The 12,543-nt window shown below is 60.4% G+C and carries 11 protein-coding genes; 5 read left to right on the forward strand and 6 right to left on the reverse strand.

The annotated features are described in order from the left end of the window. Positions 1–18: 18 nt before the first annotated feature. Entirely contained in the window at positions 19–342 is a 324-nt protein-coding gene (locus J3U87_RS17580; RefSeq protein WP_237384362.1) for an RHS repeat domain-containing protein, read from the reverse strand. A 300-nt stretch (positions 343–642) separates the two neighbouring features. Here J3U87_RS17580 and J3U87_RS17585 point away from each other — a divergent pair, with 300 nt between their 5' ends. Beyond that, a complete protein-coding gene (locus J3U87_RS17585) occupies positions 643–903 on the forward strand; it encodes an antitoxin (protein ID WP_237384363.1) in 261 nt (86 codons plus the stop codon). Beyond that, on the forward strand, positions 900–1,298 hold the full coding sequence (locus J3U87_RS17590; RefSeq protein WP_420038271.1) for a type II toxin-antitoxin system VapC family toxin: 399 nt from the start codon (positions 900–902) through the stop codon (positions 1,296–1,298). Before J3U87_RS17585 ends, J3U87_RS17590 begins: the two co-directional genes overlap by 4 nt. Positions 1,299–1,330: 32 nt before the next feature. Here J3U87_RS17590 and J3U87_RS17595 read toward each other — a convergent pair whose 3' ends face one another. The 5 genes from J3U87_RS17595 to J3U87_RS17615 all read right to left on the reverse strand — a co-directional run bounded on the left by J3U87_RS17595 (position 1,331) and on the right by J3U87_RS17615 (position 6,599). After that, positions 1,331–1,750 carry a type II toxin-antitoxin system VapC family toxin gene (locus tag J3U87_RS17595; protein ID WP_272932499.1) on the reverse strand — a complete coding sequence of 140 codons (420 nt, stop codon included), beginning with the start codon at positions 1,748–1,750 and terminating at the stop codon, positions 1,331–1,333. Next, a complete protein-coding gene (locus J3U87_RS17600; RefSeq protein ID WP_237384366.1) occupies positions 1,747–1,986 on the reverse strand; it encodes a FitA-like ribbon-helix-helix domain-containing protein in 240 nt (79 codons plus the stop codon). Before J3U87_RS17600 ends, J3U87_RS17595 begins: the two co-directional genes overlap by 4 nt. Before the next feature lie 725 nt (positions 1,987–2,711). Continuing rightward, complete coding sequence (locus tag J3U87_RS17605) at positions 2,712–3,176, reverse strand: hotdog fold domain-containing protein (RefSeq protein WP_237384367.1); 465 nt, start codon at positions 3,174–3,176, stop codon at positions 2,712–2,714. 199 nt (positions 3,177–3,375) lie between these two features. Next, positions 3,376–4,728 (reverse strand): DUF1501 domain-containing protein, encoded by a 1,353-nt coding sequence (locus tag J3U87_RS17610; RefSeq protein ID WP_237384368.1) that lies wholly within the window; start codon positions 4,726–4,728, stop codon positions 3,376–3,378. A gap of 35 nt (positions 4,729–4,763) precedes the next feature. Next, on the reverse strand, positions 4,764–6,599 hold the full coding sequence (locus J3U87_RS17615) for a DUF1549 domain-containing protein (RefSeq protein WP_237384369.1): 1,836 nt from the start codon (positions 6,597–6,599) through the stop codon (positions 4,764–4,766). 439 nt (positions 6,600–7,038) lie between these two features. Between J3U87_RS17615 and J3U87_RS17620 the strand changes: the two genes are divergently transcribed. The 3 genes from J3U87_RS17620 (at position 7,039) to J3U87_RS17630 (ending at position 12,451) form a co-directional block, all read left to right on the forward strand. Then, a complete protein-coding gene (locus J3U87_RS17620) occupies positions 7,039–7,770 on the forward strand; it encodes a TerC family protein (protein ID WP_237384370.1) in 732 nt (243 codons plus the stop codon). 222 nt (positions 7,771–7,992) lie between these two features. Next, entirely contained in the window at positions 7,993–8,253 is a 261-nt protein-coding gene (locus J3U87_RS17625) for a hypothetical protein (protein ID WP_237384371.1), read from the forward strand. Between the two features lie 331 nt (positions 8,254–8,584). Then, positions 8,585–12,451, forward strand: a complete 3,867-nt coding sequence (locus J3U87_RS17630; RefSeq protein ID WP_237384372.1) for a S8 family serine peptidase — start codon at positions 8,585–8,587, stop codon at positions 12,449–12,451. Positions 12,452–12,543 lie beyond the last annotated feature (92 nt).

A 12,543-nucleotide genomic window follows, 5' to 3' on the forward strand; every position in this document is an offset into this window, starting at 1 on the left:
GTGGGAGCCTTCCTGGGCTCACTTTTTCTTGTGTCTCAGATGTGCCACGCCGCTTCGGTTGCAGTTGACCAATTCGACCAACGTCAACACCGTTTCCGTTTGTGGCCAGCCAGGCAGGCGGGTGCGGAACTGGACCACATCCAGACAGGGTTCGGCCGATGTGTCCCGTTGGAGCAGGTTGCCCGCCGCATCGTAGGTGTAGGTCATGGACGCGCCGTTGTCGTAGGTCACGGAGGTCAGCCTGCCGTTGGCGTCATAGGTGTAGGTGATGTTGCCGGCCGCGAGGCACACACCCAACCCGAGAAACACAAGCATCAGCGCCATGGGAAGAGCCTTGTTCAAAACGAAACCTCCTCGGAGGCAAAATCTGGCTCGGCCAGTCGTTTGGTGTTAAGAAGGCGAATCTACCGCTGAATCACGTGGTGCATGAGGGTTACCCATTTCGGGTAACGCCGGAGCATGAATTGGAATGTTGTGTCCCCAGAATAGTTTGCCGGGATTGTTTGGGTCAACAATTTTGAAATTTCCATATGTATTTTGTTCTTGATTCCCAAAAATCGAGAGGTGTGTGAGGCCGACCCAATTTGAAGTATTGCTACGCTGGTAATATACTTTGGTATATATCACCTGTGGAGATCCGAAATGACGCAAACAGCCAAGCTTTTCATGAATGGACGGAGCCAAGCGGTGCGCCTGCCAGCGGCCTTTCGATTCGAAGGAAAGGAAGTGTTCATTAGACGGGATCCCGAAACGGGGGATGTGATCTTGTCCCGCAAGCCCGTTTCTTGGGATGGTTTTTTCGAACTGCTCGGTGAAGTCGAGGTGCCGCGCGATTTTCTCGACCCCGCAGACCGCGAGCAAGGAACGCATGATCGTGATCCCTTCGATGGTTGGCGCGAATGACGCGTTACATGTTGGATACCAACACGGTGAGTTATCTAATGCGGGGTGATATCGGCGTGGCAAAGAAGGTAAGAAACATCCCCATGGATGCAGTCTGTATTTCAGTCATAACGGAAGCGGAATTATTGTACGGCCTGGCGAAGCGATCAAGCGGCGGACGGCTTCGGGAACTGGTGAAGCGGCTGCTGGACAGGATCGATGTTCTTCCCTGGGACCGCGAAGTGGCGATTCGGTTTGGTGACCTCCGCGCTCACTTGGAACGGAAAGGCATGACGCTGGGCCCTCTGGATATGCAGATTGCCGCCCATGCCTTGGCCGAGGCCGCCGTGTTGGTTACCAACGATCGGGCATTTCTCCAGGTTCCGGAACTGGAAATCGAAAACTGGGTGGCATGACCTCCTCCGAAGCGAGCGTTTCGGCCCGGAAATCACGTCTTCCAAGGGTCGATCACGGGGATCCCGGCGGCTTCGAATGGCGAGGTATCTCTGGTTGCCACCGTGAATCCATGTACCTTGGTGATGGCGGCAATTTGACCGTCCGCCATGGAGATGGCTTTTCCCAAGGTTCGTGCGCGACGGAACATGGAGGCGTAGGCGATGGCGGCCTTTTCGTCGAATGAAAGAATGCGGGACCCGAAAAGGTGGTGTAACAATTCTCGCAAGGCGTGACTCAGTCCCTGTTTTCGCTTGCTTTCCGGCAGGATTTCAATGCCCACCAAGAGCTCGGAAAGGCTGATGGTCGTGAGAAAGAGCGACTCGGCAACCTGCTGATCGAGCCAAGCTTGAACGACGGGATTTCCCGTGGGTTTCATGGGCTCTGAAACCACGTTCGTGTCTAGAATGATCATTCGAATTCCGCGGGTTCCATCGGCGCTTGATCGCGATTCGTCTCGAGTTCGAGACCCTCGTATTGTTGTGCGAAGGCGGCCAACTGCGATCCTATTTTGATGCGTTCCTTGGGGCGAACCGCTTCTTCCAGAATCACTCTGATTTCTGCCTCGGTGCTTCGGCCGTTACGAGCTGCGCGAAGTTTGAGCGCTCGGTGTGTTTCTTCCGGCAAGTTGCGGACGGTGACGGCAGCCATGGCGTGTCCTCTTCATAGGTACTGGGCGATGTCACACGGGTTGGCGATCCTTCCAGCATGATATCAAAATGATATCACATGATATCGCGGTGATTGCATGCTTCTGATTTGATATCAAAGTGATAGCATAATGATAGCTTTTCGGGTTTTGATATCAGGTGGTGTTCGAGTTGAAGAACCTACCGAATAGAGGTGCCAGCCACCTGTTCTTGCGAACCTGCCAAACTCCCGTTGACCTGAGTGTCGAAAGATTCGTCGTGCAGGGCCGGTAAGCGTGCCGACTGAACTTGTCGAAGTGATTCGAGCGAGGAGTTCCCGCATGCTTTGAGGATTGCCATTGCAGTAGGTTGGGCCGCTGGCCCGACACTTCGAAGCGGCCCAGGCTTCGCAAGAAAAGTGATATAAGAGCGAAGCAGATAAGTAGGGCCTCCAGATCTCTCCATGATCGATTTCGATCTGTGCTAGGTCTTTTCGATGGCGCGTGACGAGGGATAGTATTGGCTTCGCTCTTTAGCATAACTCTATGTCTGTTACCTACGTTGCTTCGAAGCGTCGGCCCAGCGCCCTGGGCGGGCCCGGCACCTACTGCGACGACGCCCTTCCCGTAAATGCGGGAACTCCCTAGCGATTCGCTTCGATTAGTTACCCCCCTGAAACCAGTGGTCGGTGTGTCGGTGGTTCGGCATTCCGACCACCGGCAATCCGGCTCCCGGTTTGGGCAGCAGTCAGCGTCTCGGGCCGATCCGCCAGGTCGCCTTGGCGCGGGAGACCAGGTCGCCGGCTTCGTCGTGGAGCTGGCTTTCGATGATGAGTTCGCGATCGTCGGTGATGGCACCCAACTCGGGACATTGGCAGGAGGCGGTCAAGGTGCCGCGCGCTTTTTTGGTGTATTCGATGGAAAGTCCCGTGATGATGGCTCGCGCATCTTTGGGCAATTGCGCGGTCATCGCCAGACCCGTTACGAACTCGGCGATGTTCATTTGTGCCAGCGCGTGAATGGAACGCAGGTGGTTGCGCACGCCGCGACGATCGTGCAGGCGGGCTTTGGCGTGGCCTGGCGCCAGCTCCATCACCCGCGGCCGAACCGACCCCGTGTAGGGCACTTTCCACCCCATGATCTTGCTGAATAACCACTTACCGCCTGGGGCACCGCTGAGTTTGTGCCACAGGTCCAAAAGTTGATTGGCCATGGTGTGCTCCTAGAATGGGATTCTAACGAAATCCATTATCGCCGATGTGCCGCGACATGGCAAAAAAGAAAAAAAGGCACCGCGGCGAAGTGCCGGGTGCCGATGGCGTGGGCTCGAGGGTTTTGATGCCACTCGGATCCTCGACCCACGCGCCTTGCGAGGTGCTGAGCCAGGAGCGAACAGTTAAGGCGTTTGCGAATCAGCCGAACATCTCGACGATGTCCTGGTAGTAGCCGGAGATGCCGTTTTCCTTGGGGGTGTACTCGTAGACCCTGCCCGAAGGCGTGTCTTCGATCTCCTTGGTCCAGTCGATACCCAGCGAGGAGTACATCGTGGCGATCAGGTCGTGAATGCTGATGTTGCGGTCTTGCGACCAGAACGGGTCCGAAATGTACCAACCCTCGGGATCGGTGGCGCCGAAAGCCTGATTGGGAACGATGCCGCCGCCGGCAACGAGGGAAGAGTACGCGTAGGGGTAGTGGTCGCGGCCCTCGTTCCGGCTCAGGGCGCCCGGGGTGCGGCCGAATTCGCCGGTTACCACGACCATCGTTTCGTCGAGCAGGCTGCCGCCGCGTTTGCCCGGGGTGGCGGCCAGGTCCGTGAACATGGCTGCCAGCGCCTGGTCGAGCGTGTTGCACAGGTCGTAGATGCTCTGCTGACCCTGCTCGCCGGTGTAGATGGCGTAGTGGGAATCCCATCCACCCTGAGTGACTTGTACCACGCGTGTGCCGCGATCCTTGGCCAGCAGTTTGGCCGCCACGGCACAGCCGATGCCCGTGCCGGATTCGCCGTAGCGGGCCATGTCGGCCTCGTCGACCGAGAAGGCGTCGACCACGTCCGGTTGGTACATCATCTGTTCACCGAGGATGTAGAAGTTGTCGTAATCGTTGATCGCGTTGCCGTTCGCCGAACTGGTGCGATCGGCGGCGTCGGTGTTGCGCAGGCTCGCGTAGCGCTTGCGGAACATCGCTTCTCCGCCGGGATGTTCCAGGCCCGGTACGCCGATTTCGGCGGAGTACCCGAAGGCGGCGTAGGTGCTGGGCAACAGGCCCGGTCCCTGGACGCCGGCGTTGATGGTGACGAACGGCGGCAGGATGTCCGAATCGCGGCGCTGCGCCGCCAGTTCCCAGGCGATCAGGCTGCCGATATGCGGCTGCTCTTTCGAGAAAGCCGGGTTGAAGGTATGCGCCGTTTCCAACAGGTAGCCCGCGCGCTGGTGCACCGCTTCGCTGTGGCTCAGGCAGCGCAGGAAGGAGAATTTGTCGGTGTGCTGGCTGAGTTCCGGAAAGAGCTTGCCCGACATCTGGAGGTTACCGAAGGTGGCGACTCCGAAATCAGAGGGTGTCCAGCTTCCGGTCTTGATATCGAAGGTGTCCACGTGACTGGGGCCGCCGCTGAGGAAGACCAGGATCAGGTTTTCCGCACTGCCCCGGGTGACCACATCGGCCTTGGCGCGCAGTTTCAGTCGTTGTTGCGCCGAAGCCACCGCACCCATCCCGCTCAGGGTTACCGCGCCCGCACCGAAGATTTTCAGGAAGTTTCGTCTCATCATGGGAATCATCTCCTTTTCAAATAGTTGTGTGGCGCTCAGTGGATGAAGGTGAAGGAAGCTCGGTTGAGCAGGAGCCATGCGGCGGTGGCGGCTTGATCTTGGGGCGTGTCGTAGGTGGCCAGCTCGGCGAGCAGCTCGGCCACTTCGGTTTCGCTGGGTTCACGGCACAGGATGTCGAGGAACAGGTTGGTGATGATCTGCTCGGCGGACATGCCCTGCTCGAGGTATCCCATCAGCCGGCTTTGCGGGTGCAACAGCCGTTCGTCGATCAGGGGCGAGTTCATCATCAACATCGCCTGGGAAATGCTGCCGGCGTTGGTGCGCGGCTGATCCAGGCGGTTGCCGCGACCGAAGGCGGCGAGAAACACGATCAGGTCGGCGTAGGCGTCGTTGCGCGGTTGACTGGTGTCGGGCAGTTCGTGGGCGTAGCTCAGGCGCAGCACGTTGTTCGTGCCGCGATCACGCATTTGGATCTGGGTGATGACCCCGGTGGCCGTCACCAGCGAGTCGTAGACCTGCTCGGAGGTCATGTGGTGGGCCAGGTAGCGGGTGTAATAGGGTGCGTAGGCATCCTCCCAGGTTCCCACTTCGAAAGTGGAACTCATCTGATAGGTGGCGGAATGCAGCAAGTAGCTCAGGTAGGCGCGCAGGTCGAAATCCAATTCGATCATCTTGTCCGTCAGGTGTTCCAACAGGTCCAGGTCCAGCGCCTGCACTTCCCAACCCTCGGGAAGCTCCGCATTGGGGTCGAGGCGGGCCATGTCGAAGGCGTCCATCGGTTCCACCGGCGCCAGGCCGAAGGCGTGGCCCCAGAGGCGGTTGGCCCAGTGCCGTGCGAACTGGCGATCCTGAACGACCTGCGTGGCGAAGTCCGTGCGGAACAGCGTGCCTGGCTGAGGTTCGGCGCCAGTGGTCAGGAACTTGGGGGTAATCACGCCGCCGTCGCGAATCGGGCGATCACCGCTGTCCGATTCCGCCAGGTATCCCTCGCTCCGCCCTTCCGTGATGTCGAACGATTCGATCATGTTGGTTTCGCGGTTGACGTTTCGCTGGAAACGCAGACCCGAGAAATAGGCGGCCATCTGCCACAGCTCTTCCCGCTTTCGTTCCGCCAGGTAGACGTTGACGTTTTCCAGGTGATAGGCCCCGTCATGACAGGAAATGCACTCGACGGGAATGCCCATGAACTTGGTGGTGGCGGCGATGGCCAAATTGTCCTGAAGGTCCTGGGTCAGGCGCGCCATGTTCCCGGATCGCACGAAGAAATTGGTGACGCCCTCGGTCAAGGTGTTGCCGGTGCTGGTGATCATGTCGGTGGCCATCTCGTCGAGAGGTTTGTTGGTCGCCACCGCATCGGCGAAGAACTCGTTGTAGGGAATCAGGCCGCCGAGCAAACTGCGTCCGTTGGACTCGAAATGCTCCTGGAAATAAAAGGACCAATGCGTGATGAAGGCATCGGAGGCCAGCAGCTCGTCCACGTACCGTTCGCGTTTGCCGGCGCTGTCGTCGGCGAGAAAGGCCCGCGTTCGCTCCGGATCCGGCAAACGACCGGTCAACACCAGGCTCGTCCGCCGAATGAAGGTCGCGTCGTCGCAGAGGTCGTTGATGGGCACGCCGTCGGCCTGCATTTTTGCGAAGGTGAACACATCGATTTCGTTCAGGGTATCCGGCATTTCCGATTCGATGACACAGCCGCCTTCGCGTTTCGCGGTGGCGTCCTGGAGAAGCTTCAAGTTCTGGTTGAGCCGTTGAATTTTGAGTGCGCGTTGATGATCGGGCGTATACGGGGTATCTGGATACGCGGCCAGAATGGGGCACAACAAAACGAGCAGGCAGGTGCGGCCTGCGTGACTGAATCGCGAGAACGTCATGATGTCACCTTCCGTGGAATGCTGGTTCTTGCCAGGGTTGACCAGCCGACTAAAAGGAAGGTTTAAGCCGAGTTTCATACGTCTGGCGCAAGGGTGATTCAGATCACGCCGGTGGCGACGGGCACCGCCAGCGTTCCGATTTTTAACCGTAAATTCATGTCTTCTAGAACCAGGGGTTGAGGTAGACTTAGTCTCAATATTGTACGACCGGTCGCTTTTACCCTTTTCCGATGGGTTGCACTTCCACAGGGAGGTCGACGCCTGGATAGGTGGCTCGAACACAGGGCCCTGACGGGGTTCATCGGGGAACGGACTTCGTGCGTGCTCCGTCGGGTGACGGGCCGACCGGATTTTCGAGGGCCGAGGGGACGGGTTCGCGCGATCGATCCGTCATTCGCCAACTGTCTCGGGTACTTGAATCAACGAGAGGGGGTTCCACTTGGATTGGATATCGGATCCACAGGCATGGATCGCACTTGCAACCCTGACGGTCCTCGAGATCGTATTGGGGATCGACAACATCATTTTCATTTCGATTCTCGCCGGCAAACTACCCAAGGAGCAGCAGAAAAAGGCGCGTCAATTGGGATTGGCGCTCGCGCTGATCACGCGCATCCTGTTGCTGTTCTCCATTAGCTGGCTGTCCAAATTGACCGCGGAACTGTTTTCCGTGTTCGGGCACGGCGTCTCCGGGCGTGATTTGATCCTGGGAGCCGGCGGGCTGTTCCTCCTGGGCAAGGCCACCGTGGAGATCCACGAGAAGATCGAGGGTGGCGCCCACAAGGATCAGGATGCCGGCAAGGGAACGGTTACCTTCGGCTCCGTCCTGATTCAGGTCATGATGCTGGACGTGGTCTTCTCCATCGACTCCGTCATTACCGCGATCGGTATGGCCGATGACTTGGGTGTCATGGTGACCGCTGTCATCATCTCGGTGCTCTTCATGCTGGTGTTCGTCAACGCGGTCAGCGACTTCGTCGATCGCCATCCCACCGTCAAGGTGCTGGCGTTGAGCTTCCTGTTGATGATCGGTCTGACGCTGGTCGGCGAGGGCATGGGATTCCACATTCCGAAGGGCTACGTGTACTTCGCGATGGCGTTCTCGGTGTTCGTGGAAATGGTCAACCTCCGTGTGAAAGTCAACACGACCAAGGCGAAAGAGGCCGCCTGACGGTTCGTCGCGGAGGCGGCTCGCGTGTCCGTCTCCGCGGTGTGTCCAGGTCGTCTCCGCCGTCGGGACCGCGGTTTCGACTTCTTTTCCTACCCGCGGGGAACAGAATGCCCCCCGCGGGATGGCCGGTGCGCTTCCCCGCCCGCGTGGCATCGGGTATACTGCGCTTGAATCATGTAGTCTGAACGGTATGTATATCATCTATATTGGAGGGAGGCGCTGGTGAGCGAATCCGGCCTGGGAGACCAGAAAATCGACAAGGAACGTGCTGCCGAAATTGCCAGTCGCGAACCGACCGTGAAAACCTTCATGGGCGATCGCGAAAACCTACGGCAGGTGGTTTTGGAAGGCCCTGATTTCTTCTCGGTGATTTATCGCGGCCGGGACGAAAAGCAACAGATGGGTTTCCAGTTCGAAGTTCGGGTCTGTAAGAAAACCGGTCGCGTCGTTTCCACCCACGCACACCCCGTCCGTCTCGGATAGATTCCCGACCCAAGAGATGTACAGCGCACGTTCGTCGTGACATGGTCGTCGCTTCTGTCGATCGAGCCGTCGCCGGGTAGCTTCTCGGGAGGCTGATCAACATCGGAGGAATCACGTGATGGGAAAGTGCGCAATCCTGAATGTCGGGATCGATGGACGTCTTTGGATGGGGCTCGCTTTTTGGGTCGGGTTGTCGTGCGCCGGCCCACTTTGGGCGGCCTTTCCTTTCGGGGAGTCCCCCTCCGGCTCGGTTTACGAGTACGCGGACTATCTCCGTATCGACCGCAGTCGATCGTTGCCAGCAAACTTCCACCCGACCGAGAGTTGGTGGTTGACCGACCGGATCGATCCTCATTTTCGCTTGGCCGGGTCGCCCCAGGAACTCTACGGTATCCGCGGGATGGGCGTGAACCGCGCCTGGCGCATCAGCACCGGTCGGCCGGACGTCGTGATCGCGATTCTCGATTCGGGCATCCGTTGGGAACAGAGAGCCGATTGCAGCCTGGTTCGCAAGATCTACGTGAATCGGGGAGAGTTGCCGCTACCGGAATCGGGGCCCAATGTGGACGACGAGCGTTTCGGCGGCTACGACGTCAACGGCGACGGTGTCTTCAACGTGGTCGACTACTGGCAAGACAGCCGGGTTCGCGATGTGAACGGCAACGGCTGGGTGGATCCCGAGGATCTGATCCTAACCTTCAGCGATGGTCGCGATGACGACGACAACGGCTATGTGGACGACATTTCCGGCTGGGACTTCTTTGAAAACGACAACGATCCGCGCGACGACGTGAACCACGGTCACGGCACCAACCAGGCCCGTTATGCGGCGTCGGAGTCGCTGCGCGCCGGCGAACCCTGTCCCGGCGATGCCCAGGTACCCATGGACGGTGATCCGGGAACCTGCCCCAACTGCATGATCATGCCGCTGCGCACCGGCGACTCCTTCGTCGCCGACGTGAATCACTACGCCGAGGCCGTGGTATATGCCGTCGACAACGGCGTGTCGGTCGTCGAGTCGGCGCTCGGTACGCTCAATCAGACCCGTTTCGGCCAGACGGCCACCGATTACGCCTATCGCCACGGGGTGATCGTCAACGCCTCCGCCGCCGACGAGGCCTCGGCCCATCACAATTGGCCCGCCGCCTACGAACACACGCTGGTCCACAATTCGATCAAGCCGCCGGAGGCGCCCGGGACCTTCCCCGAAAGTTACCTGTTCCTCAACGGCTGCACCAACTTCGGCGCCTATATCCACACTGCGATTCCCTCGGAACGATGTTCCTCCCAGGCCACGGGGTTGGCGGCGGGCCTTTCGGGTCTGCTCGTCTCGGCGGCGAAGAATGCGGTCGAGCTGGGTACCATGACGAATTACATCGACGATCGGGGCGAACAGGCGGCCTATCCGCTTTCGGCCGAGGAAATGCGCCAGCTCTGGCGTTTGGCTGCGGACGACATCGATTTCGCGACCCCGTTTCCCCACCACGCCTTTTCCTACGCGTTGCCGTACCTGCCACTGGGCTGGCTCGCCGTGACACCGCGCCTCTACCAAAACTACGCCCTGGATGCGTCGCTCATCGAAACCCGACGCTACCAGACGGGGCGTGGTTGGGACTACTTCACCGGCTACGGGCGCATCAATGCCGCGCGGTTGTTGCGCTACGTGGGGTTCGAGCGGCCTGGCCGGTCCGGGCGCGAGTTTCCGTCTCACGGCGGTCCGCTCTCGGAAGGTGACGATCCGCTGCTCCGGGCCCAGGACCGAATCCCGCCGGAGGCCGACATCGTCTCGCCCAGGTGGTTCCGCCAGTACGGTCACGATGGGGACGGCCGCCTGCAGATTCCGGACGATCCCCAGACCCCCGACATGATCGTCGTGCGGGGACGGGCCGCCGCCAATCGCGTGACCCACGCGGGCGGTACCTTCGACTACGTCCTGGAATGGGCGCCGGGTCCCCAGGGCGACAGCGCCCCCACGCCCTTCGTTCCGGCCGCTGCCGGCAGTGAGGAACGCAGCCCCGGGCCATGGTTCGAAGCGGCACGGGTGACCGATCTCTCCGAAGCATTCGAGGGCGAGTTGGGACGCATCTCAGTGGCCGACGTCATGGCGGCCTTGCAAGCCGAGAAGGATGCCTTCTCGGCCGAAGGGGATCCGGTGGGGCCCGAGGCCACCGAGCGCTGGGCCGTTCGCCTGCGGTTGCGGGTCATCGCTCGGCCGGCGCAACGCTTGGACCGGGTGAACAACGAAGCCGTCTTCCAGAAACAGGTCTCGGTATATCCGGCCGAAGAACTGCTGGTTCGCGACGATTTGGGGCTCGGCGGCTATCCCGCCGGTGGCAGTGCTTCTCCCGCGCTGCACGATGTGGACGGCGATGGGCGTTCGGAGCTGTTGATCGCTTCCGACGACGGATTGGTCCACGCCTATACCGATCTCCAAGCCGGAACCGAATTGCCGGGTTGGCCGGTGCGCTCGCGGCCTATGGCCCAGATTCCCGAAAGCGGCGACAACGCTTTCACGCGCGGGGATGTCTCCGCCGAGGTCCTGGGCGGATTCCTGTTCGGCGGACCGGCCGTGGTCGATTTGGATGGAACCGGTGCCCTTTCGGTGTTGGCCGCCGATCAAGAGGGATACTTGTACGCCTGGACGGCCGATGGCGAGCTGCGAGCCGGTTTTCCCGTCAATGTCGATTTCTCTCTTTCGAAAGAGCGGCCCTGCGGCCCCGACACCATTCCCCAGTGCGATGATTTGGGACCGCAGGACAAACGGAACGAACAGAATCGGCGCGATTGGGCTTTTTTCGCGGCGCCGGCAATCGGTGACCTGGACCCGGCCTATCCGGGTTTGGAGATCGTCGCGGCTGCGGCTGACAGTCACATCTACGCCTGGCATGCGGACGGCACGCCGGTGGCGGGCTGGCCGCTGTTGCTGCGCGATCCGGACAAAGTGGCGCTGGTCGATCCGGAGACGCGGGTGTTCCAATACGCGGCCGGCAGTGATTGGGCGCCGGGCAGCAAGGCCATCACGACACCCAGCCTCGGCGATATCGACAACGACGGGTTTTTGGATGTGGTGGCCACCGTGAACGAGCAGTACGAGGAGTTGCCCAACGCGAACTTGGGCGGTTCCCTGATCGAATTGCTGTTGTTGGGTGCCGATCAGGTGGGCAACGGTCGGGTCTACGCTCTCGAACACACCGGGGCGGCCACCCCGGAAACCGCGAAATCCCTGCTGAGCGCCCACCCACACGATCAGGCCTACAAGTTAGGATGGCCGGTCGCGATCGCCACCGTCGGCATCGATCTGCTTCCGACCGTCGGACAAGGCAGCACGACCCAACCCGTGCTGGCCGATATCGACGGTGATCGGCGCTTGGAAACCGTCGTGTCCACCCATTTGGGGCCAGGGCACGTGTTGCGTGCCGACGGTTCCTCCTTCTATGGGCGCAGTGGCCTGGGCATGCGGATTCTGGATCGCGAGGCCGGCGATTTCGGCGCCGCCAGCCCGGCCGAAGACGATCCGTCTTTCCCGGCACTCGGTGGCTTTTCGATCGGCTCCATGGATGGCGGCGCGCATTTGACCATCGCCGGCCCCTGCGCGGGTATCGAGCGCATGCTGGATGTCGTGCTGGCGGGGCGCCAGGTACGGGGAGAGGATCACTTGGGGTTGTGGCGCGCCGATTCGGGAGCCTATGAACCGATCGCGCCGTTGCTGGTCAACGATCTGCAGTTCTTCACCGTGCCGGTGATCGCCGATGTGACGGGCGACGGCCGGGCCGAGGTCGTGCAGCAAACCTCCTTCGGCGACCTCAACTGGGCGGGCTTGGACACCGGCGCCGAGGATCAGGTTCGCCATCCCACCGGGGGTTGGCACATCAATGCGGCAGTCGTGGGCAAAGCGCCTCTGGGATCCAGTGACAATGGCACCCTGCACGTGGTCGGTTTCTCGCGGCAAGGGTATCTGCGGGTCTACGCCACGGGTACGCCGGACGATCCGGAAGCTACCCGGATCGCCTTGGGTGAATGGCCTCGGGTGGGCCACGACGCCCACAACAGCGGTAATTACCACCACGATGTCGAAGCGGGCAAAATGTCCGTGACCGAGCCACCGCCCGGTGAACCCAAATCGTCGAAAGATCCGGTCGGCAGCAACGCCGACCGGACGAATCCGGAAGGGTCTTCCGGCGACAGTGAATTAGAGTAATGCCCATCCAGTAATCGTTTTTCATGGAGTATTGGTTTTTGGAATCGGCCTGGCATTCGAGGGGTCGATTACAGGGGCTAGTCGTTTGATTT

The sequence above is a fragment of the Sulfidibacter corallicola genome (assembly GCF_017498545.1).
GTDB classification, from domain to species: domain Bacteria; phylum Acidobacteriota; class Holophagae; order Acanthopleuribacterales; family Acanthopleuribacteraceae; genus Sulfidibacter; species Sulfidibacter corallicola.